Raw genomic sequence first — 24,070 nt, 5'->3', positions numbered from 1 at the left:
AGGAGGTCGACGCTGGTTCGCTTCCGCACTTATCCAATGAGCATTTACTCGATGAGGTCCGTCTGTCATAGGTTATCGATAGCCTTGAGGTATGAAGACTATGGAGCAGGAGCGGGTGGAGCGCTTCGAACGCACGTTCTATGAAAAAGATATCGACTCTACTTACCTCGAGTTATACCGCCGAGAGCAAGTCCTGCCCCACGCCTTCGCCTACATCCACGCTGGCCTCGACGTCGAGTTCAAGCACATGAACTACAAGGCTCGTGGTGGCAGCAGCGGGCACTTCAACGCTGACAACTCGAGGAACTTGCTAGATCTCATCGACCTCCTGGCGGAAGCGCGCACCATGCTCAACAAGGCTGGCTACTCGCTGACAATGACTCCCGAGTACCAGCGGGTCATTGAGAACGCACCAGCTTGGCTCGTTGATAGTGGAGGGAGCCCCATCCCTGAAGGCTTCACTCCCGTTGTGGTCGAGAGCTACGCGCCGGTCTTCAGCCTCGGCAACCAAGCCGTGACGGTGTCTGACCTCCGCACAGTGAAACTGACGCCCATCGGTGAGGGGGCCTTCGCATTGGTTCATCGGTTCACTGACCCGAATTACGGCATGGTCCTGGCGAGGAAGAAGCTCAAACCAGGTGCTGATGACCGGGAGAAGGGTCGCTTCCGACGCGAGTTCGAGCTCATGAAGGAGCTTCAGTTCCCGTACGTCCTCGAGGTCTACAACTTCCAGGAGTCGGACTGGTCGTACACCATGGAGCACTGTGATACCTCGCTGGAGGACTACGTCGCCAAACGCAACAATCAGCCAAGCTTCGGTCAGACGACCCGCAAGCGGATCGCGCTACAGTTCCTCTACGGCCTCAACTTTATCCATTCCAAGGGGCACTTCCACCGGGATCTGAGTACCAGGAATGTTCTACTCCGCACCTTCGGCGGCTCAGCTGTGCTGGTTAAGCTGTCCGACTTCGGCCTGGCCAAGCTCAAGGGGTCCGAGTTCACGACAACGGAGACCGAACTCAAGGGCACGAAAATCGACCCGGCTCTCGGCTCGTTCAAGGACTTCGATACTGTACACGACATCTTCGCTGCGGGCTTCGTATTGCTCTACATTTTTACTGGGCGGAAGAACGTGGGAAGGCGTAATGCACTTCCTATCGAGCAGATTATCCACAAGTGCATCGACTCTCAGCCTGACCGGCGCTATCAGTCGGTGATGGAGCTGATCGCTGACGTTGAAGCTTTGGACACGACCGTGACCCGCGAAGCCCCGGCGTAGGTTGGCCCGCTGTTGTTCGGTACCGACGATGCCCCTGGGCTCAGAACAAGGTCAAGTTTGGGCCGCTCTTCCCCGAGACCGACCTTTTTCATTGTCTTCGACTGCCCGTTAGCGGAAACGGACCGAGAAAGGTAGCGATCGATCGTAAACGGGTTGCGCGCAATCGAACAGGTGGACCTCATCGATTACCGGCGGCGCGGGCAAACGAAGTGGCGCTCACGGCCGAGGAAATGCGGCCGAAATTCGCGAATGCGTCGGGACGCGACGGCGACGTTGTACGTGCCAGAACTCGGTCGAGTTCAGTTTCAAAGTTGTGCGCGCTTAATCCAGAGTATGACACGACTGCGACTTTCGGGACGAATTTGCCAAGAAGTCTCGAACCGTAACGAGCGTTTACCAGCCGAGCCGAGGAAAACTACGAAAAATCCCACACGTCGAGGTCGTTGTCTCGGATGACTGAGCGAGTGGTCGCCACCATCTGCTCAATGTGTGGTCTCATGCGGACGTTTGGTCCGCCGACTGTAATGGCAGCAGCCAGGGTCGAGGCGATCTTGAGACCAACGGCGAAGGCAGAGACATCGGCAACGGTTTCGCCGATGTTGAGTCCGTAACCCTTCTGACGCACTGATTCGATCTCGGAGTCGTAGAGTTGTTCGTCAATATCTTCTGACTCCAAGATTCGAGATCTGAGATCGGAGCTGTCGGCGGCGGCCAGCAGTATTTTTCCGGCGCTGGTCGGCCACAGCGGTCGGCGGGTGTGCATTTCCGGGTTGTAGCCGATCCGCTGGGTGGACGGAATCGAATGAACGTAGGTCAGTTCGTGATCAAGGAAAACAGCCAGGGTGACTGTCTCGCCGAGCTGCTGTCCAAGTGTGTTCATCACCGGTGCCGCGAGCTCGACGAGAGACGTCGCCTGTGAGGCCAGCAGCGTATGAGCTCCGAGCCCGAAAACGAAGCGACCCGCGTCGCGTTCTTTCAGATACCCCTCGGCTTCGAGACCGCGGACGAAGCCGTAGACAGATGACTTCGGCGCGTCTAAATGGTTGGCGATCTCGGCAAGAGTCGCACCGTCGGGAGAATGCACAACGTATTCGAGGATTCCGACGACGCGGCTGACCGTCCGATGCTTTTCGACCATGCTTCCAGCCTAGATGACATGATCATCTTTCGATTGCCGACTCATCTTCACTCGATGGTGTCGTCAGGTGCGAGAGCAGGGTAGTACACGTTGATCAGCTCGAGCGGCTCAGACGACAGGACTTCGACGTGATGGACGACGTCGGTGGGGATCAGCACTGAGTCTCCGCCCGCGAGTTCGAGGGTGTCGTCTCCGAGCTCGACCGAGCAACGACCAGAGAGTATGTGGAGGAACTGCGTGCTCTTCAGATGCCGATGCGGCAGTGCAGAGCCTCCATGTTCGATAGTCCCGCGGACAACGGATACCGCACCCTCGGCGTCGGCTCCAGGCAAAAGCCTCAGGTTCGACGTCAACGTGTGCCGAGGTGGCGTGTACGGTTCGAGCTCTGCTCCGACATAGTGCTTGATACTCGGGTTGGTCACTTGTTTCTCCTCTGTTCGATGAGGTCCATGATGAGGTCACGGTCTCCGTTGGCCTGGGAAGCAGGTGCGACTGGTTGGAGGGGTGATTCAGAAAAGCCGAAGTTCGGAGTCGACCTCCAATAGCGCCCTTCGCTGGGGTGATCGATCATTTCGACGGACCCCCGTTCCGTGAGGTAGGCATCGTTGACCAGATCTTCGATCGTGTTGACTGCTTGCGCTGGAATGTCGTATTCGTGGCACAGGTCGATGACCTCGGCCGTTGACCGCCTCGCGGCGAATTCGGCGATGAGGGCCTGGGTGTCTTCGACATGGGCATTGCGGTCGCGGTTGGTCGGGTAGGGAACGTCGCCACCACTGATGCTTGGATTGTCGATGCTGAGAAAGTCGCGCCATTGTCTGTCGTTGTAGGGGAGAACGCAGACCCAGCCGTCGGTGGTGGGGTGGGGCCGTCGAGCTGGGTTGATGGTCCTGTGCCAGCCGGCTTCTCCGAGCGGTGGGGAGAAAGAGTAGTCGTTGAGCTGTTCGACCAGATTGAAATCCGACATCACGTCAAACATGGGAACGTCGACCCACTGACCGCGGCCTGTGACATGTCGACGGTGAATGGCGGCGAGGCCAGAGTAGACCATGGACAGGGCACAGACTTTGTCGGCGACGACGTAGGGCGCGTACTGAGGACGACCTTGGGACTTCTGATAGACGTCGGTCAGCCCGCTGGCTGCTTGGATGATGTCGTCGTAGGCCGGCCGGTCGGCGTACTGGCTGTTCGAAGAGAACCCCTGAGCGGTGACGAGAACGCATTTCGGGTTGATCTCAGATACCGAGTCCCAATCGAATCCGAACTTCTGTCGTTGCCTGGGCAGGTAATTCGTGACGATGAGATCGGCGATTCGGATCAGTTCAGTGAGGGTGTGCTGGTCGGTTTCGTCGGCGAAGTCGAGGGTGATGTTCTTCTTCCCGTCTCCGAGGCTCAGCGCTGCTCCTGACATCCCGGGGTTCCGCGACTGGCCGGATCGGCGGATGACATCCCCACTGGGCGCTTCAACATGGATGACTTCTGCGCCGAGTTTGGCAAACAGTCGTCCTGCCAATGGCCCCATGATGACCGTAGCGATCTCGACGACGACCATTCCATCGAGGGGTCCTTTGACCTGGCCATACAGTTCTTTCGCGTTCTGGTTCATACACTTCCCATCAGTTCCGGCAATATGAGTACGATTTGGGGGAATGCGAAGAGCAGGACTCCCACCACCAGAATCGCAACCACGAACGGAATGCTGCCGCGGAAGACGCTTTCGACCGGCATTCTCGCGGCCTGGGCGACGACGAAAACATTGAGCCCGAGTGGGGGGGTGATGAGCCCGATCTCAGCGAGCAGAATGACCACGATGCCGAACCAGATCGGGTCGAACCCCAATTCGGTGACGACCGGCAGAGTGACCGGCACGGTCAGAGCAATGATCGCCATCTGATCCATGAAGAAGCCGAGGATAAGGTAGCCGAAGGCAATAATCGCGACGATGATGATCGGGGCGACTGGCAGAGTCGAGAGCGTACCGACCAGGCGGGGCGTGACTTGCGACTCGGTGATGAAGTGACCGAAGACATGGGCTGCCATAATGATCGTGAGGATCATGATCGACGAACTGAGCGCCTCGCCGAATGACTTTGTCACTGTATGCCATGTGAGCTTCTTCCTGCCGAGCATGAGAGCCAGGGCTCCCAGGCATCCGACAGCAGCGGCTTCGGTAGCAGTTGTGACGCCCAGGAACACGAGGCCGACGACGAGGACGAAGAGTCCGGCAACTGGCAAGAGACCAGCGAGGCTGAGCAGCTTTTCCCGTCCTGAACTCGCCTCACCGCGGGGTGCTGATGACGAATTGAACGTGATCAGCACGGTGATCGTGATGACAAGCGCCAGGGCCACGAGCAAGCCCGGGATGATTCCGGCAATGAGAGTCGGCCCGACGCCGGCTTCGGCGGTGATGGCGTAGAAGATCAGGAGCACACTCGGTGGGATCATGGCAGCCAATGTCCCGGCTGCAGCGACGACTCCGGCGCTGAGCTTCTTGTCATAGCCCTGCCGAATGAGTTCACCGGTTGAGGTATGAGCCAACGTCGCTGCCGCAGCGGTCGACGACCCAGACACTGCGGCGAAGATTGCCCCCGCCCCGACGGCCGCGTGGGCTGTACCTCCTCGCATACGGCCGACCAAAACCTTCGCAGAATCGAAGAGGCTGGCCAGTGCCCCGCTATGGAGGACGAATTGAGCCATGAGGATGAAGAGCGGGATCGCCGCTAACGAGTTGTTTCCGACCGCGCTCTGCGGGATGGTCATCAAGACGCCGATGACGTCAGCGGGGCCGCCGAGGATCAGCAAGCCGCTGATTCCACTGATGAGAATTGCGAAGGCAATTGGAACTCGAAGCAGAATGAGGATCAGCAGGAGGACTGTGATGGTCAGGACTAGCATCAGGCTGCACCGCCTTTGAGGAATGTCCTGGATTCCAGGAGGACGATGACTGCGGTGAACAAGCTGCCGAGAGGCAGGAAAGTGCGCCATATCCAGCTGTATATCGGCAATTGCGAAGACAGTGGAGGTGGAATATCTCCGTGTTTCAGGGCTTCGAGCATCGAAACCAACCCGCCGAGGAACAATGCAACGAGGCCCGCGAGCACAATGATTAAGCTCAACCATCGGGCAGCCACTTGCAGCTTGCCAGGAAGCTTTTCGTAGACCACATCAGCTGCGACGTGAGCGCCGACAGCATACCCCCATGGCATGCCGAGGAAGACGATTCCAGGCAGAAGCACCTTTTCGATGAAGGAGACGTTCCAGCCCAGTGGGCTTCCGGCGAAGTAGCGGAGGACGACTTCGGCGAGCATGAGCACGGTGATCAGTGCCAAACCGATCATCGCGCACCACTTGGATGTGGATACGATCGCGCCGTGCACAGTGTGATCGCCCTTAGGTCCGGCCTCAGGAGTTTGTTCGATTACGTTCATTCTTCGTCACCGCCTTCTCGAACTCGGTGAGCACCTCGGAGCCGGGCAGGCCGGCGGAGTCGAGGCTGCTGGCCCAGTCGGACTTGGCGCGGCTGAGTTCATGAGCCCATTTCTCTTCGGCCTCGCCGTCGATGGGAGTGAGCTTCACACCCGCCTTCTTCATCAACGTCTTGGCCTCTGACTTCTCTTTGTTGAGGCCGTCGCACAGCGACTGCTGGGCCTTCGCAGATGCGTCGGTCACTGTCTGTTGTTCCTGTGAGCTGAGCACATCCCAAGCGTCTTCATTGATGACGTACGGGATTCCGACTGCTCCGAGGTTGAGTCCTTCCGTCGAATAGTTGGCGACTTGCTCGAGGTTGTAGGAGGGGACGCTGACGAACGGCATAGCAGTTCCGTCGACGGTGTGGCGTGCCATGGCTTCATACGTGTCGGCGGCGGACATGCTGACTGCTGAGGCCCCGATGGTGTCCATGGTGACGTCGAATGCTCCACCTGACGAGCGCAGGAGCAGACCGCTCACATCAGATGGCTCTTCAACTTCGGCGCTGCTTGTCAACACTTCGTATCCGGGAATGATCGACACCCACAAAGGTCTGAGACCGCGGTCTTCGTATTCCTCTTGATACAGGATTCCGTCTTCGTCGAGGAGGTCCATCATCGAGTCGGATGCCACGCACGCATCCGTTGTCATCATCGGCAGGTCGCCGACGCTGGACAACGGAAGCTTGTCCTCGAGATAGGCCGCTGATGCCGGTCCGATGTCGACATTGTCAGTGGAGATGAGGGAAGCGAGGTCCTCTGCGTTGCCCATCTGCCCTGACGGGTAGTAATCGGTGGCGATACCGCCCTTGTCGAGTTCGTCGAGGAAGACGCTGACTCCGTACTTCCCAAACGGATGCTTGGGGGAGTAGGAATCGGCCAGACTCAACGTTGAATTCGCTGGGTTGTCGGCGGGCGTGCAGCCGACCGTTGCGGTGACTGCCAGCAACAGGCTGGCGGCTAGGGGTAGTAGTGAATGGTTGTGTATTGGGCGCGTGCCCAGGCGTGTGCGTCGCGACATGACCTCGCTGTCTTTCGCATATAGGATCTAGCGTTCGTATATCCGATGAAAAGATTACGCGGAGGTTGTCGGCGAGTCAATCGGCTGAACGCAATTCGCGCGGCAGCACAGGCATGATCGCTACGTATTTTTGAATTGCCAGAACGGAAAGTCCGGCGGGTCATGCGAGGTGGCCTCCCTGAACTTATGCTCTTTGTTCAGTCGGTCTGAAGACGGTCTCATAGGCTCAAGATCTTAGGTGTCCGCGTCTTGTGCCTTTCAAAGTGAGGAGTTGGACTGATTTGACAATGTGAGGCCCATGTGGATCAGCGGCAAAAAGGATCGTCCGACGGCGATGGCGCTGGTGGGGATTCGCTAGTTGGATTTGCGACTACGCCAGATCCAAGCACCGGAGCGCAATCCATGCTGAAGCCCGGTCGTCGGCCTGCGACAAGTCAAGACCGGTGAGCTCTTCGACCTTCGCGATACGACTCATTAGCGTGTGGCGGTGAATCGAGAGGTCATTCGCAGCGGGACGCCACTTGCCGTGATGGGTGAGGAATACGCGAAGTACTTGCTCCAGGTCAGGATTGATTCCGGATTGCTCTCTGAGCGGATCGAGGATCGAGGCAATTGATGATCTCGATTGGGAATGTACGTCTCCGAGAATGTGCTGGATCGTCGGGACTGCATCGAAGTGGGCTGTGCGCTTGCCTGAATCGACCGCGAGATCGTGGGCTTGTTTTGCTTGGTGGAGAGCGGCGGAGAGGCGGGACGCTGGTGTCAGTTGGCTCAGCCCCAAACTGACCGTATCGCCTCCGTACGACTCGAAGTTGTCGGCCAGCTCAGCCAGCCTTTCCGCAAAATCCGGGGCGACGAAGCCGCGCGCGGCGTATTGATCGACGGTGAACAAGTGCATGGCCCCTAACTGATCGAGCCAACGTGTCATGATCGACTCGACGTCGACATCTCTAGTTCGGGAAGACAGGTAGACACCGTAAAGGTGGCTTTCTAGTACACCCCATCGCCTCAGCCAGCTTTGCGATCTGTCTCCGCCGATGAGGAGAGCTTCAATCATCACCTGCCGTCCGAGGCGTTCAGTGTGTGAGGGGTCGTTCGTTCGCAGGAGCAGATCACACAATGCTGCCGCCTGAGCTGACAGATCGCGTGCCCGTGAAGAGCTTGCGATCCGCGATGAGATCACCAGATGACCGGTTCTGTCTTCGTCCGCACCAACTGGATGTACTTGGAGACCCACATGCCGGATTCGGACGGGGCGGTTGAGTGCAGCCGCAGTAGCGTCTTCGATATGCAGACGTCCGGCTCCCGCGCTGTCAATGAGCTGGCCGTGGTAGTCCAGGAGCACTGCCCAACCGTCCAACCGACGTGAAAGCTCCGAGAGAACGCCTGGGACGCCGCTTCGGCGAGCGATTTGCGTTAGGACTTTTGTACCGGAGGTGACCATGCGGTCTTCTGCAGCAGCATTCCGGTCCACCATCGCCGTGAGCGCCAAGCGAAGCAAGGAGGGCGGGAGCTGAAGGCCGAGTAGGCCTGAAATCGAATACTTCGCTAGATATTTTTGCAGTGATGGTGAGTCGTCGCTCGAGACGATGACCGCGTTCTTCAATAGGCCCATCTTTGTTGCGTAGTTATGCGAAAGTAAGCCTTCGAGTTCGAAATCGGTGCATGTGACCAACGTGATGTGTTCTTCCGTCCCGATGACCGCCAGTTCGTCGAGGGAAACGACTTCAGATACTGGCAGATCGAGCGATAGACCGCCATTGACTCTCTTGCCGCCGAATATCGACGTTATCGATTCGATTGAGATTGCCATTTTTGAATTGTACCAATCGTTGAATATTGTTCTACTCAATCGACATGTTGTGCAATGCGGAAGTGAAGAAGCGTACCTAAACTGAATTTCGATCACAACAGCTAAGTTTGGGAGGCACGATGAAGTCAGTCATCTTCCGGGATGCAGATACACCCGTCGAATTCACGGACGTAGAGCTTGCGGCTCCGAAATTCGGGGAAGTCAGAGTGCGGATCGAAGCAGCGGGAGTATGTCATTCCGATCTCCACATCAAACGAGGAGAGTGGGATATTGCCCGCCCTTTGGTGATGGGCCACGAAGGTTCCGGAGTTGTTACCGAACTCGGGGAAGGTGTCACCTCATTGGCGGTTGGAGACCACGTCGTCCTCAGCTGGGTACCGCCGTGTGGCAAGTGCCGGTTCTGCAAGGCCGGCCACGAGGCCCGATGCCAAAAGGTGGCCACAGTCGTCGCACCTCAGGGTGTCCTGTACGACGGAACTTCGCGGCTGAGCCTGGGCAATGAAACTCTCCACCACTATTTGGGAGTCTCGTCATTTGCTGAAGAGGCCGTCGTACCGGCGACTGGAGCGATTAAGGTCCGCGACGACGCGCCGCTAGATGCCCTTGCATTAGTTGGATGCGCTGTAGCGACGGGAGTAGGAGCCGTGATGAACACGGCCGCCGTTGAGCCCGGTGCAACCGTGGCAGTTATCGGCTGCGGAGGAGTCGGGCTCAATATTGTGCAGGGAGCCAAGCTTGCAGGAGCTGAACGCATCATTGCCATTGACTTGCTGTCAGAGAAAACTGCGATTGCCACCCAGTTCGGGGCCACTGATTCGATTGATGCTTCGCAGGCAGATGCAGTCGAACAGCTATTTGATCTTGTTCCCGACGGCGTTGATTACGCATTTGATGCCATCGGGCGCACAGTCACCACAGAACAGTCGATTAAAATGCTCGCGCTGGGAGGTGCCTCCGTCATCGTCGGTTTGCCTCCGACAGGTTCCAAAGCATCGTTCGAGCCACTCGTCCTCGCAGAAGCCGATCAGCGAATTCTCGGCTCCAATTACGGATCGGTCCGACCTTCCATCGATATCCCTGCTCTCGTCGATCGTTACATGGATGGTCAGCTCAAACTTGATCCACTGATCTCGGGACGTCGACCGCTGTCCGAGGCCGCGAATGCGCTGGCGGAGCTCGAGGCTGGCAGCGCGCTTCGGACACTTCTCATTCCGAATAACTAGAACTATTCATTCAAACATTCTTTCAAAGGAGAGAAGGATGTCTGTCGACAATGCTAAGAATGCAGATTCGGGCTTGCGTGAAGGAGTTATGTCCGGCCCGGAACTGGCTGCACAGGCGATTGCGAGTATTGCACCCAGCGCGGTCATCGCCTTCACGGCCGCAGAAATTTTCCTTGGCGCGGGCAAGGGAACGATTTATGCCTTTGGACTGGCCACAGTCGTCATTTTGTGCGTCGGCTATATAGTGGCGATGTTTGCCAGGCTACATCCATCGGCGGGATCGCTTTACACTTATGTGTCCAAAGGACTGGGTCCGACGGGAGCGTTTACTGCGGGCGTCGCACTGATGATCGGTTCGTGGGGAATCGCAACAGGGTCATTGAATGGGGCTGTGTCCTTCGGCATGGACTTCCTCAGAGTTCTTGGTCTCCCGGTTCATGGCCTCGGCTGGGAGATCGCGCTTGTAGTGGTCATCGGTGGGTTGGCCACGTTCTTCACGATCCAGGGAATCCGCATGTCTGCGCGGGTCTCATTTGTCCTCGAACTTATTTCGATCGCCATCATCTTGGTTCTGTTGATCGCCTCGCTCGTCTGGGCTGGCAAAGCGGGGTGGGACCCGGCGCAGTTCTCCCTCAGTGACACCCCATTCCAGGGTGTAGCAGCTGGCATGGTACTGGGCATCCTCGGGTTCGTCGGCTTCTCTTCGGCAGATGCTCTGGGTCGCGAAGCAAAAAACCCGAAGACAGCGATTCCTCGAGCGATCATGTGGAGCGCACTAGGTGTTGGCGTTCTCTACGTCTTTGCTGCCTACACCCAGATTGCGGTGCTTGGTGACGAACTCGGCTCGGTGGCGAGCCCGCTTGAGGCGATGAATGACAAGATTGGGATGCCTGGATGGTTCGCACCCATTCTGTTATTCGGCGTGACAGCATCGTTTTTTGCCGTGGTAGTTGCACCATTGAACGTTGTGGGGCGCATCGCCTATGTCATGGGCAAAGAAGGCGTCATTGCAGAGTCTTTCGGTCGTACCCACGTCAAGCACCTCACCCCGCACCGCGGCCTGCTGCTCGCTGGCGGTCTGGCGATTGTTGTCGATGTATTGCTCCTCATCGGTGGTAACGCACTGATGGATTCTCTCGTTTGGGTCGATACCTACGGCACATTCGGATATATGCTCTCTTACGCATTGGTCGCGATCGCTGGAGTCGTCTACTCACAGCGAATGGGGATGAAGAACAGCCTGGTGAAGCTCACAGCTACCGTAGCGGTTCTCGGAATGGCATATGTCTTCTTTGCCAACGTCTGGCCGATACCCGCTTTCCCAATCAACATCCTTCCTTACCTTTTCGTGGCGACGATGGCAGCCGCATTCGTACGCTACTGGTACGTTAAGCGGAAGTATCCGAAAGTCATCGAGAGGATCGGCTCGACCCACACTGAGATGATGGAGGGCATCGGTTGATAGCGTGCTTTGCAAGCGAAGGCTGAGACACCGCTCGATGAGCACAAGCACGCAGACGGCGGGCCTGGGACCGGAACGAGGTTCGCCGTCTCGTTTCAGGAGTCGACCGGCCTACTTCGCCTCGTCCAGGCTGATTTCACTGGCCAACTCACGAGCACGATGCTCGATCTGCTTGATCAGCGAGTCGATACCCCGAAACGGATGGTTGAGATCTTCAGGGTTGTCGATGGAAATTCTGGCTACGGTACGATCATCGTCACTGTCGATGTTGAGAAGCACTTCTCCTGCGACCTCGTCGCCGGGGTGCCGGTAAGCAAGCGAGAGACCAGCAGGAATATTTCCTCGCCTCTTCAAAAGGTGCAGCACACGCTGAACGCGGTCAGAGCCGACTGTACGACGGCGCACCGGCAGGGGCAGGTCCGTCCAGGAAGAGGGCAGCGGTGACGGCTCACCGCGAATGATCTTCGACCGTCGCCGAATGTCCTCGTGAAGGATCTCGAAGAGCTCGTCGTCGGGTGTGATCGCATTGGTGCCGAATTGACGCTCCAGTGCCTGAACATAGCGGCGTCGTACGACTCCGCTTTTGACCCCAAGCTCATTGTCAGGCATCTGGATAATCTGGTCGCTGCGGTCAACTTCCCACCGGGTTCCCAGCGCTCTTGCGATGGCCTTGGGGGAGTAGCGCCACTGTTCTCGCAGCGTAATGATCGCATAGTCGAGCTCTCGCACCACCCTGTCTTCAAGGTCGGCGAGGAAGTTGAGGGCTCCGAGCAACGAATTCGGGTTGTTGTGGTGAGAATGCCCGATCACATTCTCAGCTTCCTCGGTAAGTGGACCGAGACGGTCCATGATGCGCCGATCAGGCACAGTCTTGTTCTGCTTGCGGTTTTCCATGATCATGCTCCTATTCGTTTCAGTCTGAACACGTGCGGTATGAGTTGAGGACTCGGGGAACGCGCTGAAGATCAGCACTCTGTCATCGGCCACTTCTTCAAGCGTGCGAGTCGATAGCATGGCGTCGGCCGGGCCATGCAGATTCTTTCGGTTGTCTTGCCTGACCACCCCCGGGTCGGCTCTGCCGACCGGTCGGTATCAGGCTCAGCGGCTCACCGCTTCACAATCGCGCCGACCGTCGGCACGGCCGCAGTCTCAGGCGTTGCGTCGACACTGCCAGACGATGATCGCCTGCTCGGCGTAAGCGTCGACCTCCTCCTCGGTGAAGTTGCGGGCGTAGGCGATTTCCGCCATGCGTTCGAGTTCGTCGGCGACCCTCTCGGAGACTTGAACGAGAGGATCGGACATGATGTCGAAGTCGTTCTGATCGGACATTCCTTTGTTCCTTTCCTGATGGTGCTCGCTCACGTGCGGGCACCATGCGGGTGTATCGAATATGTGCATCGGACCGTGTACCAGCTGAAGGGGTCCTGGTGGGTTCCCAGCCGAGTCGTCGTGACCGAACCGGGGCGATCAAGGTCTCAGAATTGTGCAGGTGGCGGCTCCTCTCGACGGCGCAGATGCAAGAGGTGGGCTCGCAGCTGTTCAGCGGTGACTCCGAGGTCGCGGTAAGAAACACCGCCTGGTCCCGCAGTATCGAGCATCTCCTCGATGACCCTGTCGTCTGAGGGATCGAGGAAGGCCTCGGAATCGAAGTGGCTGAGGTCCTCCTCGTCGGCGATCGGACCGACAACTTCCCCATCTGAAGTGCCGGTGCCGCTCACGCCGCCTTGCACGTCGTTGCCGTGAAGAAGCTTGCGGACGACGGCCTGGTCCTCGGCATCGAACAGGCCGAAGTCCGACCACTGCTCTTCATTGTTCAAGCCGCCATGAGAGACAAGGTACGCTCGGTTGTCGGGGCCGTAGGGATTCTTCCTGTCGACTGTGCGCATCACACGTCCGATGAACTGGATGTACGGCGACAGAGAGCGGTAGGGCCGGAAGATCGCCGCAACTCCCAGAGGCGGATGGTCGAAGCCTTCCCCGAGCATCGCCACCTGCACGATGGCATCGATCGAGTGATCACGGAGTCGATCAAGCACCCGAGTCTTCTCTTCGGCCGGCAACCGGTAATGGATGAACTCGGCCGGCAACCGGTAATGGATGAACTCGGCCGCAACGCCAAGTTCCTCGAAGATCTCGCAGATCCGGCTGGCATGGTCGATCGACATGGCCGCAGCGATGATCTGATGCGGGAACCCTGTAGCCTCACGCAGCTCGTACATCTTCTCCATGGCCTTGGCGGCGATATTCCTATTGCACTCGTCTGACAGTGCCACCCCACGTCGGAACCACGCCTTTTCGCGGAGCTCGAGAATCTCTTCGAGGTCGAACTCGCGTCGCTCGTTTCTGAGCTTGAAGGTGATCTTCGACGGCTGGGCTGAGGCGGAGTCGATCTGAGAGATATAGCCCTTGATCATCGCCTTCGATACGGAGTACCGGTAGATGACATTGCCGAGCAGCTGACGAGACGTGCGTGGGCGTTGTTCCGAATGACCTTCTGCCAGCTGTCAGCTGCGGTGTGGTGAGCTTCGTCGAAGATGACGAGGTCGAAGAAGCCTGGAGCAAATTGGTAGAGCCACAGTTTTGAGCTGCTGACGAGCTGCTGGATATTCGTGACGACGATATCGCTATGAACACATTCGTCCATCGTGGTGCCCGGGCCGACGATGAGCGTCACCCGGGGGCGGTCGGCAGGATCGCCGATGACCACAGTCTTCGACCAGAAGTTGGTTGGGCTCTCGCTGCTGAGCTCTTCGAAAAGCTCGCGTCGGATCGTCGTGTTCGGCGCAACGATGAGGGTCCTCTTCGTCGACAACTCGAGGGAGAGGAGCCCGGCCAGGCCCGATTTGCCGCAGCCGACCGGCAGCTGCATGATCGCCGGGCTGCTGGTGTCAGCGAAATGCGTACAGGCGGCCTGGAGGGCTTCGACCTGCGGCTCGCGAAGTTTCGCATTGTCGCAGATGTGGGCGCCTGAAGGTTCGAATCGCTGGTTCTCCCAATGGAGAGAGGCGGAATTCGTCGCGGTGGTGTCGAGTTCTGCGGTCATCGGCGACCACCGCCCACGACGTTCTTTGCGATGTAGGCATCGAAATCGGCAGGCCGATAGATGATCCGGGAACCGACGCGGGCATACCGGGGGCCGATCCCACTCAGGCGGTACTTTTTCAGCGTCGCTACGGAGAGACCGACGTAGATCGCGGCATCAGCGGTTCCGAGGCCGGCGCGTTCCCGCAGGGGAACGGTCCACTGACCGTCCTTGTGCTCAGGTGGTGCAGACGACATGACTTTTCCTTCGTGAGAAGCGGGCAACTATAAATCAGTCGCACCGGGCCTCCCCGGTGCATGCCACAACTTCACGACCCCTGAGCCCTGGCCGGACTGGGGATCGGACGGCGGGTTACCCCTGTGCCGTCTGCCACGTCGTTTCAAGTGATCGGCCCTGGCCGGACCGGCACTTGGGTCTGATCGCCAGCTCAGACCTTGCAAAGCCCACAGCCTCGTCGGAGGCGATCCCGATGTGCTGTGGGAGCTATACCAGTCTATCGAGGGCTGTGACCGAATACCACGGTTTCGAGCTCGTTCCAGAAATTCGTTGGGCGAACCGTGGTGGTCGCAGAGACTGCCTCCGACGCTCAGGAGTGCAAACTCGTTCACATTAAAGACCGTGCCAACCGATCCTGAGTCCTGTTGCTAAGCCTTGGCTTCATGTAACGTGCCTTGTATTGGCAGCTGGCGCGCTGTCGACGGGCAGTTATATAAGTCAACGACGATGGGACTGCGTGATGGCTCGGCGATTCAATTTCGAGGTCGATCAACGATATCGGCAGGCGAACAAAGAAGCACTCGTCGCGTTTCTGTATTGGGTCGTCTACCTCGTACTCACCTCTGTGGTGGCACTCGGCCTGGGACTAAATAGGCCTGCCGAAGATATAGATTTCATTCTCGGGTTTCCGGCCTGGTTTTTCTATTCTGCCGGCGTTGTCCTCGTCGTTCTCTGCATCCTTCCGTACTTCCTCGTCCGCTTCTTCTACCGCGACTATTCTCTTGATGCCGAAGAACCAGGTGCCGACAGCGTAGATGAGTCAGAGGGTGAGCAGCGATGAATCTGTCTCAGCTTCTGCCGATCATCCTCTATCTGCTCCTGATCGCTGGTATCGGTGTTTGGGCGGCTCTTGATCAGAAACGATCAGCGACTGGGAAGAAGACGGAGAACTATTACGTCGGCGGTCGCCGACTCGGACCATTCGTCCTCATCTTTACAATTCTTGCCTCCGCTGCCAGCGCAGGTACATTTATCGGCGGTCCAGGTCTCGGCTATGACAGTGGATTGAGCTGGGTCCTCATGGGGCTGTTCCAGACGCCGACTGCTCTGCTGACCGTCGGTCTGCTCGGAAAGAAGTACGCAATACTTGCTCGGAAGTTGAACTTCTACACGTTCATCGACTTCTTCAAAGAGCGATATGCCAACAAATTCGTCGTCATTGTTGCGGCTCTCGGCATCATCATCTTCTTAACGGCGTACATGGTTGCTCAATACGCGGGCGGCGCACATATTCTCAACTCAGTCACAGGCGTTCCGTATCCCACTCTTGTCTGGGTATTCGCCGCCATAGTGGCTTTGTACACGGCTTTCGGTGGCTTCATGGGGGCCTCGATCAACGACACCGCGCAAGGCATCATCATGTTCGTTGGCAGCATCGTCCTCTGGTTCGGGGTCTTCATGTATCTGGGCACACCGACTCCCATGGACCACGACTTCGCGGTTCGCTTCCCTGACCTGGTGACACTTCCCGGAGGCATTGATGCCACACCGGCGAACTTCGTGTCCTACTCAGTCATCTTCGGTCTGCTCATCGTGGCGATGCCGCATACGGCTGTGCGGGCAATGTCGTATCGTGACTCCGTCACCGCCCACCGGACCATGATTTGGAGCCCACTGGTCATGGCGGTGTTCTCGCTGGGGTTCGCCGTGATGGGTGTCGTTGCCCGCCTCATCGACGCTGGTTTGGACAATCCGGATTTGGCGATACCGACGCTCATCTCGACGACTATGCCCGGACCGCTCGGAGGAGCATTGTTCGCCGCGCCGCTGGCAGCGATCATGTCGACGGTGTCGTCGATGTTGCTCATCGTCTCCGGTGCCGTCGTCCGCGACGTCTACAACAACTTCTTCAACACTAAGCTCGGAGATTCATCGCGGGCACGATTGAGTATGGTCGTCAGCCTCATCATCGGATTCATAGTCTTGCTCATTGCGCTCAAACCTCCGCCGGCCTTGGAGCTGATCGTCATCTTCGCGATCTCTGGACTGGGCGCTACGTTCTTCGTGCCATTGATCGGCGGACTGTATTGGTCACGTGGCAATGGCTACGGGGCCGCGGTCTCGATGATCAGCGGCCTTATTTGGTACATCGTGGGAGAGCAGTGGCTGCCTGTGCTGGGCTTTGGCTTCCAGCCGGTAGTCACGGCGATTCTCGTCGCCGCAGTGACCTACGTTGTAGTCAGTGTGGTCACGCCACCACCCACGCGCGAGACGCTGATCAAATTTTGGGGCACCTATAGAGAGATTCAGAACCTCGAAGCCAAACACGAAGGAGAATGATGGAAGCGGGACGAGACTGTGACGTGGTGCTGACTGGTGGGCGCGTCACCGATCCAGAAACTGGATTCGATGAGATCGCAGATGTCGGCATTCGTGACGGAAGCATCGTGTCCATCGGCAACGACACCCCCAAGTCTCGTGAGATTGTCGATGTCTCTGGACTCGTCGTCGCGCCCGGCTTCATCGACCTGCACAGTCATGCCCAGAATATCCCCGGGCATCGGCTCCAAGCGCTCGATGGGGTGACGACCACGCTCGAGCTTGAAGCCGGTGCGCTGCCAGTTGCTGACTATTACGAGGCAGCAACGGCCGAAGGCAGACCGCTGAACTTCGGATATTCGGCGGGCTGGGTCCACGCCCGAATGAGCGTGCTCGATGACGTTGCCGATGCCGATCCCCTCCACGACCCAACCGACCGATTGGGAATGAGCACGTTCGAGAAGTTTCAAGATGGGCCTCGTTGGCGCGACGCCGCCGACGACTCAGAAATCGAGCGCATCCTGACACTGGTGGGTGAGCAGATTGAAGCAGGTGCGATCGGCGTCGGCGTGCTGGCCGGCTACGCACCCGGCTTCACCCAATCAGAACTTGACGGACTCGCTCAGCTCGCCGCCGAATCCAGGCAACCGCTTTTCGTCCACTCGCGCTCGATGGCCAATGTCGACCATGGAGGAGCGCTCGACGCAGTGAGGGAATTGATCGATGTCGCTGAGCGTTTCGATGCTCCAATCCACCTGTGTCATATGAATTCGACGTCGGGCCAGAGGATTGGGTCTGTCGTTGAGGAGATGCGAGAAGCCCAGGCCAGGGGAGTGGCGATCACCACGGAAGCCTATCCCTATGGGGCGGGATCGACGGTGATCGGCGCGTCGTTCTTAGACCCGCGGCAACTGGCAGCGAACAACATGTCGCCACAATCGATCATCTATCTTGCCACCGGTGAACGTGTGGCGTCGGCTGAGCGTCTTGACGACATTCGTGCGATGGATCCTGGCGGAATCTGCATCCTCGAGAGCTTCGACCTGACCGATGACCACCAGAAGGATCTTCTGTTCGAAGCGCTGACTTACCCGGACGCTGCAATGGCATCCGATGCGATCGCGGTGACGTTTAACGGTGACGAAGAGTATAGGAGAGCAGCAGAGGAGGCGATTGCAGGAGATGTCTGGCCGTTGCCGAAGGGGTTGATTGCCCACCCGCGAAGCTCTGGTTGCTTCGCCACTGTTTTCAGCTGGCTGGTCCGGGAGGCTCAGGTTCTCACCCTGACCGAGGCAATTCGCCGGTGCACATTGATCCCGGCGAATATCCTCGCTGAGGCCGCGCCGGCAATGCGCCGAAAGGGGAGGTTGCAGGTGGGCGCTGACGCCGATGTGTGCGTGTTCGACCCCGAGACAATTGAACCAGGTGGCGACTACCAGCAACTGCAACCTACGACAGGCGTCGAGTATCTTTACGTATGCGGTACATCAGTCGTCTTCGAGGGCCGGCTGCTTCCGGTCTCTCTGCCAGGCCGACCGGTGTACGGAGCGAAGAGGAGCAAGAGTATTGAATGATTCGACGATGCTCACGTCGCGACCTCGACGCGACGATATTGCGGCGAGGAGGGATCGATCACTTGCTCAGAAGTAGCGGGCCCGTGTTCGAGCGCTGGCAATCCAATATCGAGATTCTGTCCGAAGACCGGCTACCCTGGAAGAGTACAACAGTCGTTCTTCACTGTTCTGCTTCACTGTCGACGTAGCCCAAGGCCGTGGGCGCGTCATCGGTCGACTGTGTGCAGGTAGAGCTTTTTGTAGTTTTCGGTAGCGTCCTCATACGCGATCGTCGCGGACTCGGCCAGGCCGCTCAGGATGATCGGTGAGACTCCGATGAGTTGATTGTTGTCGTCTGTGATTGTCAGTCCTGCGAGCATCCGTTCAGGGTAGTCGGCACCGTGGATGATTGCGCTGGAAAGGGACCACGGCGCTTGTACGTTCCCCATGCCCACATCTCCGCGCTGGACCATCACAGCGTCGAGGTTATCCATGATGTCGGTCAAAGTGGTCGGGCGAACTCTTTCGCGCCGGTCTTTCAAGTGGGCTAGGTCTATATTCATCTTTGCGGCGTGGTCGAGCAGGGCTTGCTCACGACCCACCGCCCATTGCGAGGCACTTCCGCCGATAATGTTCAAGAGTTTCTTCTCATTGCGGATGTTGCTCAGGTGCCGTTCGATTGACCGTTGGATAACGACCGAAGGCTCGGGCTCGGACAGCCATCTGGAGATTCCCGCGTTCTCGATGGCACAGCGAGCCAAAATAACCGGTGTGTGCGTCGGTTTGCCCTTGGGCTTCAAGTACTTGACCATTTCCTTGAGTGCCCCGTGCGCAATAGTCATATGACGGCGGAACAAGGCGATAAACGAATAGTCGCTGAGGGTTTCTTCTATGAAGCTGAGTTCGGAGTTCTTTCGCCTGGTCAGGTGATCTGATCCTCGTTCGAGTTTCCAGATTCGCTCCCTGAGCAGCCGCTGCGTGTATGCAACGCTGGCAAGGAAATCTGGATCGTCCATCGGAATAGGAACAGCTTCGTTCTCACTCATGTTTGCATTATCTCCTGCGTCCGTGGGCTGCGCCTGTTCGACCTTCGTTTACTTGGTTTCGTTAGAAAGATCGGCGTTGATTCGTTCGATCCGTTGCGCGGACGCTCGTATAAACGGCAAGAGTACGTACGAGCACTCCCGAAGGAAATAGAGGCTGGCTGCAGTCCCTGGATCTGCCGATGCTCGTTGGCCTGCTGCAGGTTGGCAGGACTGCAGCCGAACGTTATACGCTCCAGACATGGAATGGGGCACCGTCGCAGATTGGGCAATGGCAGTTCTGACTGCGGCCGGTTTCGCCGCTGCTGTATTGCAGTTGCGGAGTAACCTTCGTGACTCGCAGAATGCACGAAAACAGGCCCGTCAGGATGAGGAGAACACGCGCGAAGCAATGGCTCGCGCGGTCGGGTTGAAGTCAGATTGGCGTCCGAATGAAAACGGTGGTCCTCCCAACGGAGATGGGCTCATTCCGGTCGATATCGAGGTTCTGAACGCAGGCCCCTATCCAATTCGGAACGCTGTCCTGGTGCTTCCGACTGATGACGAGGGGGTACCCAAGGAAATTGTCTATGGCACGATTCTGCCTGGTGAGCATCTGATCGATACCTACGAAGTTCGCCGAGTGGAAGTGACCTTTGGTGAACTGACCGGTGGGGCAACGCTGTTGTTCACAGATGCGTATGAGAACCATTGGTCTTCCTCGACATCATGGCGGGGTCTGGAGCGTGCCTTGGAACCACCGAGAATTTGCTGACGGAGGAAAATTGGAGGACTTTCAACTTCTCGTGAATCTGAGCAGTGGCTCTGGCGGCGCAATCATCGGCGTCATCGGGACGCTCGCCGCTGTCAAGATGCAGAATCGGGCAGCAGACAAACGAGACCGAGCTGCCGTTGCAACCCATTTCTATAGTCGGGCGCACGGAATTGGAGTTCAATCTAGCCGAGAGATGCGCCGCGCGGGAAGTCTCGACCTGCCAATGGAACCCGGATGGGACATCCAGTTGATCGAGTCGGTTCGAGTGATCGAGCTGTTGTATGACGCCGCCACGACTTCGGCTGCCCAAGCAACTGTCGACGCCCTCACCGAGGTGGTGGAGCAAGGGACAGTTGGGTCGATGATGCGTCTTGATAGTGCTTTGTCGGAGTTCGCGGTGGCATCTGGCATTCAGAAGAAGTCTAGGCTTTCACCCCAGGACGACCACCATTAGATCGGTGTCATCTACTACACAAGGCTCCGTGGATACCATCTGAATAGGACTGCGGCGCTTGCGCATTGGAGGCTGATCCAGTTGGTCCCGATGGCCATTCTTGGATTGCGTGGGTTGCATTCGGGCCTCTGTTATTTACGAGCTCCCTGGCCCGGGTTCCAGGTGATGTTCATCGCCTCTGCAGCCTCGATGATCGGCTGGGGGAGCGTCCCTGTCGATATTGCGAGCGAATGCGGGCGATCCATCGTCCGGCTCCGGGCCATCTCTTGGTGCCGGTCAGTTGTGGGACGTTGATGTGACCGTGGCGTCTGTAGAAGCTTTTGAGCCGTCCGAGTCGCTCGAGGTACGCGCTGACTATTCGCTCGTCCCGAGTCGGTGGCTTCGGCTTTGGGTCGCGGTACGGGGGAGTGAACCTGACTCCGATGGCTTCAGCTGCGGCGACCTGTTCTTCCGTCAGTTTGCCGGCACGGTACTTGACTCTCAGACTCGACAGCCAGAGTCCGGCGCTCCATTCCAACCAGATCTCGTCGGCCTTGGGATTCGCGTGCCCGTGGTATCTGGCATACGAAGCCAGACGAGCGATGCCGCGGTCGAAGTCGACTCTCCCTCTCCCCATCTTTGGATCATACCCAGAGCGCACCTCTTACTGGAGCATTCCTGAGTTTTGAGGTCGGGTACTCCTTTTCGAGCCGGGGGTGGCGGCATCATTTGGGCTGGCTTCTCCGAACCAATGGCTCTCGCAATTTAGGGGAACCATTTGGTGGCGGCGCTCGGAAACCCTAAGCCACTATGAAGCGTCACGACAGTCGATCAAAGGTCGAATGCCGTGCTGGAAGGTCTTGCGCCAGTTTGTTGCAGCTAACCGACGTGCGCTGTCCAGGGCGTGGAGCTGCTTGACCTCGTCAAGTAGGCGTTCCGCTTAGCGGTCTCGAGGAACAGGGAGTCAAACCGAGGCCCCCTCAACCCGATACAGAATCGTCCTGAAGCGTCTCGTACCAAGCCTCGACGTCATCGCGGGAAAAACGCAGATGACGCCCGATCTTGTGTGCCGCCGGCCCGTATCCCTCAACGCGCCACCGATAGATCGTCTGCTTCGGGATCTGCAGCTCTGCTGCGAGATCGTCCGCGGTCAGCCACCGGGCGTCGCTGTGAGTCGCAGTCATAGTCATCAACTCCTCGATTGCAATGGTAGTAAACTGCCAATGCAAAAATCATACCAAGAGATTGCATCGATTGTCGATGAACAGTGAAATTGCTAGAGTGGGTTCCATGAGTTTTGCTGATCGACGCCCTGTGCCAGTGGTGACCCCTGCCGAGAAGCCGGGACTAGCAGGTGGGGAGTGGGAGAGACCTCTAGGTAGCTCGGACGAGCCTGGAGATTTCTGGCACCGCATCGATATCTCCGAAGTCCCTTTCCCGCTGTGGGTGCGGGTCGCACAGACTGAGTACGGTGACTTCGTGATCACCGGAATGCTCCTCGGCGATCCTGGGGGTGGTCAGGCCCTTGGTACGGGAAGCATCTCAAAGATTGCGATCAATGAGATTCTGGCAGCCATTGATGACGCTGACCGGTCGGGTGCCGGTGACTTCCGGGAGCAATCGCCTGAGTTCGGCGGACGAGTGCCCAGGCCCGGCGGCCAGGTACTGGCGGGCGAGACCATCCGGGAAGCGGCGATCGTGGCGACACTCGTGAAGTTGTATGGCAACGGTCGCCCCGTGATTTCCTCAACCGCCGAGGCTCTCGGCGTGTCGCGAGCCACTGCTTCGCGCCGCATCCAGCGTGCACGCGACCTGGGGCTGCTCGACGAAGTTGCTGGGGTCCTCGAGGGGGCCGACTCCATTGAGGTCGCGAACATGGCCGAAAAGTACGGTGTTGCTGAGTTCACGATCAGCGGGGATGCTCTCGGTGGGGCGGACGGCGATGCCTAGACCACGGCTTGAGCTCGGCACGTGGGGCGAGATCACACGGACCGAGATCGCTGAGAATAAGTGGCGAGCTCGTGCTCGGTTTCGCGACTTCACCGGCAGAACCAAGCAACGCGAGCGCTTCGGGGAACCTGGTGCCAAAGCTGAACGTAACCTCCTCAAGGCCCTGCGCGATGAGATCGAATCGGCCGGCGACTCGATCACCGGCAGCACCACAGTGACCGCACTGTCGAAGATCTGGTTAACCGACCCGGACCTCACCGAGACTTGCACAGCCCAGACCGTCGAGCGCTACACCGACAGCCTCGATCAGCAGGTTCTGCCGGCTCTGGGCGAATACATGCTCAGGGAGGTTACTGTCTCCCGCGTCGATCGCTTCTTGCGGAACCTGGCTGCGTCAACACCGGGGCTGGCTAAGACGGCGAGGAGTGTGCTCAACGGCATGGTCAAACTTGCCGTCCGTCACGACGCGATCCGGTCGAATCCGGTGCGTGATGTGCGTCTGCCGTCGAAGCCGAAGCGACCTGTGGAGGCACTCACGGTAGTTGAGGTCGCGGCGCTGCGTGAAGGCCTGCGCAGATGGCAAGACGGGACTGGCTGCCGTGGACCGCGCCGGGGAAGCGATCTGCTCGATGTGGTCGACATGATGCTCGGGACCGGACTGAGAATCTCTGAAGTTCTCGCTCTGCGATGGGACGATGTAGATCTCGGAGACCAGCCGACAGCGACGGTGACGGGAACGCTGGTCTATCTGAAGCAGAAGGGCCTGCGCAGGCAGGCGCAAACAAAGACGTCGAGCGGGTTCCGGATTCTCACTCTGCCGTCGTTCGTAGTCGATGTTCTTCTGCGTCGCAGCGTCGAAGCTATTCCCACCGAAACCAATGCGGTCTTCCCCTCGGGCAAGGGCACGTGGAAGTGGCCGAACAATTATCGCCGCACGCTCCGTTCTGCGCTCAAGGAGATGGAGGGCGTCGGTGGGATCTCGCCTCACGTGTTCCGAAAGTCCGTAGCCACGCTCATTGACGCCGAGGCGACTCTTGAGGCGGCTGCGGCTGTGCTCGGCCACTCCGGGACTGCGGTCACCTCGAAGCACTACGTGAAGAAGGCGGCCGAGGCCCCGGACGTGTCGAAGATCCTTGACCAATTCGGGCAGAATCGAAATGAAAAAGATGGGTAAACGTGGGGAACTCGACTTCCCATCCGTTTTGACGAGGCTGCTGAACTCACGTCGTCGCAGGTGAGAGCTACTTTCAATGGTCCCCCCAGTGGTGTTAAGTCTCATTACATCGTCAACACATGTCTCAATACATCTTCAACACCCCGTGCGCCCATGATGGGGAATGAGTACACGAGCACAGA

The 24,070-nt window shown here is 58.2% G+C and carries 25 protein-coding genes; 10 read left to right on the top strand and 15 right to left on the bottom strand.

Going from position 1 to position 24,070, the window contains the following annotated elements:
* The first annotated feature begins 91 nt into the window (after nucleotides 1-91).
* Complete coding sequence (locus IHE57_RS15660; RefSeq protein ID WP_209374549.1) at nucleotides 92-1,279, top strand: serine/threonine protein kinase; 1,188 nt, start codon at nucleotides 92-94, stop codon at nucleotides 1,277-1,279.
* 415 nt (nucleotides 1,280-1,694) lie between these two features.
* Here the strand turns inward: IHE57_RS15660 and IHE57_RS15655 are convergent, their stop codons facing one another.
* The 7 genes from IHE57_RS15655 to IHE57_RS15625 all read right to left on the bottom strand — a co-directional run bounded on the left by IHE57_RS15655 (nucleotide 1,695) and on the right by IHE57_RS15625 (nucleotide 8,718).
* Nucleotides 1,695-2,417, bottom strand: coding sequence for an IclR family transcriptional regulator (locus tag IHE57_RS15655; protein ID WP_209374547.1), 723 nt, complete (start codon nucleotides 2,415-2,417; stop codon nucleotides 1,695-1,697).
* 47 nt (nucleotides 2,418-2,464) lie between these two features.
* Nucleotides 2,465-2,839, bottom strand: a complete 375-nt coding sequence (locus IHE57_RS15650; RefSeq protein ID WP_209374537.1) for a cupin domain-containing protein — start codon at nucleotides 2,837-2,839, stop codon at nucleotides 2,465-2,467.
* On the bottom strand, nucleotides 2,836-4,023 hold the full coding sequence (locus IHE57_RS15645; RefSeq protein WP_209374535.1) for a CaiB/BaiF CoA transferase family protein: 1,188 nt from the start codon (nucleotides 4,021-4,023) through the stop codon (nucleotides 2,836-2,838). The genes IHE57_RS15650 and IHE57_RS15645 overlap by 4 nt, the downstream gene beginning before the upstream one ends.
* A complete protein-coding gene (locus IHE57_RS15640) occupies nucleotides 4,020-5,312 on the bottom strand; it encodes a TRAP transporter large permease (RefSeq protein ID WP_209374533.1) in 1,293 nt (430 codons plus the stop codon). Before IHE57_RS15640 ends, IHE57_RS15645 begins: the two co-directional genes overlap by 4 nt.
* A complete protein-coding gene (locus IHE57_RS15635; protein WP_209374531.1) occupies nucleotides 5,312-5,845 on the bottom strand; it encodes a TRAP transporter small permease in 534 nt (177 codons plus the stop codon). Before IHE57_RS15635 ends, IHE57_RS15640 begins: the two co-directional genes overlap by 1 nt.
* Complete coding sequence (dctP, locus tag IHE57_RS15630) at nucleotides 5,820-6,773, bottom strand: TRAP transporter substrate-binding protein DctP (RefSeq protein WP_253720385.1); 954 nt, start codon at nucleotides 6,771-6,773, stop codon at nucleotides 5,820-5,822. The genes IHE57_RS15635 and dctP overlap by 26 nt, the downstream gene beginning before the upstream one ends.
* 502 nt (nucleotides 6,774-7,275) lie before the next feature.
* Nucleotides 7,276-8,718, bottom strand: coding sequence for a PucR family transcriptional regulator (locus tag IHE57_RS15625; RefSeq protein ID WP_209374527.1), 1,443 nt, complete (start codon nucleotides 8,716-8,718; stop codon nucleotides 7,276-7,278).
* Nucleotides 8,719-8,837: 119 nt separating this feature from the next.
* On the opposite strand from IHE57_RS15625, the gene IHE57_RS15620 reads away from it, so the two are divergent.
* Together IHE57_RS15620 and IHE57_RS15615 are read left to right on the top strand one after the other, a co-directional pair.
* Nucleotides 8,838-9,941: an alcohol dehydrogenase catalytic domain-containing protein gene (locus IHE57_RS15620; protein ID WP_209374525.1), complete on the top strand. Its 1,104-nt coding sequence runs from the start codon at nucleotides 8,838-8,840 to the stop codon at nucleotides 9,939-9,941.
* Nucleotides 9,942-9,978: 37 nt separating this feature from the next.
* On the top strand, nucleotides 9,979-11,403 hold the full coding sequence (locus tag IHE57_RS15615; protein ID WP_253720384.1) for an APC family permease: 1,425 nt from the start codon (nucleotides 9,979-9,981) through the stop codon (nucleotides 11,401-11,403).
* A gap of 111 nt (nucleotides 11,404-11,514) precedes the next feature.
* On the opposite strand, the gene IHE57_RS15610 is transcribed toward IHE57_RS15615, so the two are convergent.
* From IHE57_RS15610 to IHE57_RS15590, 5 genes are all read right to left on the bottom strand, one after another.
* Nucleotides 11,515-12,297 carry a hypothetical protein gene (locus tag IHE57_RS15610; protein ID WP_209374523.1) on the bottom strand — a complete coding sequence of 261 codons (783 nt, stop codon included), beginning with the start codon at nucleotides 12,295-12,297 and terminating at the stop codon, nucleotides 11,515-11,517.
* A gap of 255 nt (nucleotides 12,298-12,552) precedes the next feature.
* On the bottom strand, nucleotides 12,553-12,732 hold the full coding sequence (locus IHE57_RS15605; RefSeq protein ID WP_209374521.1) for a hypothetical protein: 180 nt from the start codon (nucleotides 12,730-12,732) through the stop codon (nucleotides 12,553-12,555).
* 146 nt (nucleotides 12,733-12,878) lie between these two features.
* Nucleotides 12,879-13,817, bottom strand: coding sequence for a DEAD/DEAH box helicase (locus IHE57_RS15600; protein ID WP_209374519.1), 939 nt, complete (start codon nucleotides 13,815-13,817; stop codon nucleotides 12,879-12,881).
* Nucleotides 13,814-14,446, bottom strand: a complete 633-nt coding sequence (locus tag IHE57_RS15595; protein WP_209374517.1) for a DEAD/DEAH box helicase family protein — start codon at nucleotides 14,444-14,446, stop codon at nucleotides 13,814-13,816. The genes IHE57_RS15600 and IHE57_RS15595 overlap by 4 nt, the downstream gene beginning before the upstream one ends.
* Nucleotides 14,443-14,682, bottom strand: a complete 240-nt coding sequence (locus IHE57_RS15590; protein WP_209374515.1) for a helix-turn-helix domain-containing protein — start codon at nucleotides 14,680-14,682, stop codon at nucleotides 14,443-14,445. Before IHE57_RS15590 ends, IHE57_RS15595 begins: the two co-directional genes overlap by 4 nt.
* Before the next feature lie 500 nt (nucleotides 14,683-15,182).
* On the opposite strand from IHE57_RS15590, the gene IHE57_RS15585 reads away from it, so the two are divergent.
* Genes IHE57_RS15585 through IHE57_RS15575 form a run of 3 tightly spaced genes read left to right on the top strand, consistent with a single transcriptional unit; the run spans nucleotide 15,183 to nucleotide 18,555 of the window.
* Entirely contained in the window at nucleotides 15,183-15,503 is a 321-nt protein-coding gene (locus tag IHE57_RS15585; protein WP_209374514.1) for a DUF997 family protein, read from the top strand.
* Nucleotides 15,500-17,002, top strand: coding sequence for a sodium/pantothenate symporter (gene panF, locus IHE57_RS15580; protein ID WP_209374512.1), 1,503 nt, complete (start codon nucleotides 15,500-15,502; stop codon nucleotides 17,000-17,002). The genes IHE57_RS15585 and panF overlap by 4 nt, the downstream gene beginning before the upstream one ends.
* Nucleotides 17,002-18,555, top strand: coding sequence for an amidohydrolase family protein (locus IHE57_RS15575; RefSeq protein ID WP_209374510.1), 1,554 nt, complete (start codon nucleotides 17,002-17,004; stop codon nucleotides 18,553-18,555). The genes panF and IHE57_RS15575 overlap by 1 nt, the downstream gene beginning before the upstream one ends.
* 206 nt (nucleotides 18,556-18,761) lie before the next feature.
* Here the strand turns inward: IHE57_RS15575 and IHE57_RS15570 are convergent, their stop codons facing one another.
* Nucleotides 18,762-19,580 (bottom strand): hypothetical protein, encoded by an 819-nt coding sequence (locus IHE57_RS15570; RefSeq protein WP_209374509.1) that lies wholly within the window; start codon nucleotides 19,578-19,580, stop codon nucleotides 18,762-18,764.
* 238 nt (nucleotides 19,581-19,818) lie between these two features.
* Between IHE57_RS15570 and IHE57_RS15565 the strand changes: the two genes are divergently transcribed.
* Both IHE57_RS15565 and IHE57_RS15560 read left to right on the top strand, forming a co-directional pair.
* Nucleotides 19,819-20,331 carry a hypothetical protein gene (locus IHE57_RS15565; RefSeq protein ID WP_209374507.1) on the top strand — a complete coding sequence of 171 codons (513 nt, stop codon included), beginning with the start codon at nucleotides 19,819-19,821 and terminating at the stop codon, nucleotides 20,329-20,331.
* Between the two features lie 10 nt (nucleotides 20,332-20,341).
* The gene (locus IHE57_RS15560) at nucleotides 20,342-20,785 is read left to right on the top strand and encodes a hypothetical protein (RefSeq protein WP_209374505.1); all 444 of its coding nucleotides are present in this window, start codon (nucleotides 20,342-20,344) and stop codon (nucleotides 20,783-20,785) included.
* Nucleotides 20,786-20,954: 169 nt separating this feature from the next.
* Here IHE57_RS15560 and IHE57_RS16815 read toward each other — a convergent pair whose 3' ends face one another.
* Together IHE57_RS16815 and IHE57_RS15550 are read right to left on the bottom strand one after the other, a co-directional pair.
* Nucleotides 20,955-21,401 (bottom strand): helicase associated domain-containing protein, encoded by a 447-nt coding sequence (locus IHE57_RS16815; protein ID WP_209374503.1) that lies wholly within the window; start codon nucleotides 21,399-21,401, stop codon nucleotides 20,955-20,957.
* 343 nt (nucleotides 21,402-21,744) lie between these two features.
* Nucleotides 21,745-21,948 carry a helix-turn-helix transcriptional regulator gene (locus tag IHE57_RS15550; RefSeq protein WP_209374501.1) on the bottom strand — a complete coding sequence of 68 codons (204 nt, stop codon included), beginning with the start codon at nucleotides 21,946-21,948 and terminating at the stop codon, nucleotides 21,745-21,747.
* Nucleotides 21,949-22,054: 106 nt separating this feature from the next.
* Between IHE57_RS15550 and IHE57_RS15545 the strand changes: the two genes are divergently transcribed.
* Both IHE57_RS15545 and IHE57_RS15540 read left to right on the top strand, forming a co-directional pair.
* On the top strand, nucleotides 22,055-22,714 hold the full coding sequence (locus IHE57_RS15545) for a sugar-binding transcriptional regulator (protein WP_209374499.1): 660 nt from the start codon (nucleotides 22,055-22,057) through the stop codon (nucleotides 22,712-22,714).
* Nucleotides 22,683-23,888, top strand: coding sequence for a tyrosine-type recombinase/integrase (locus tag IHE57_RS15540; protein WP_209374497.1), 1,206 nt, complete (start codon nucleotides 22,683-22,685; stop codon nucleotides 23,886-23,888). The genes IHE57_RS15545 and IHE57_RS15540 overlap by 32 nt, the downstream gene beginning before the upstream one ends.
* The last annotated feature ends 182 nt before the right edge of the window (nucleotides 23,889-24,070 follow it).

Source organism: Brevibacterium renqingii (assembly GCF_017808105.1).
GTDB lineage: Bacteria > Actinomycetota > Actinomycetes > Actinomycetales > Brevibacteriaceae > Brevibacterium > Brevibacterium renqingii.
Note: the sequence above shows the minus strand (reverse complement) of the source record. Positions and strands in the feature narration are given on the sequence as shown.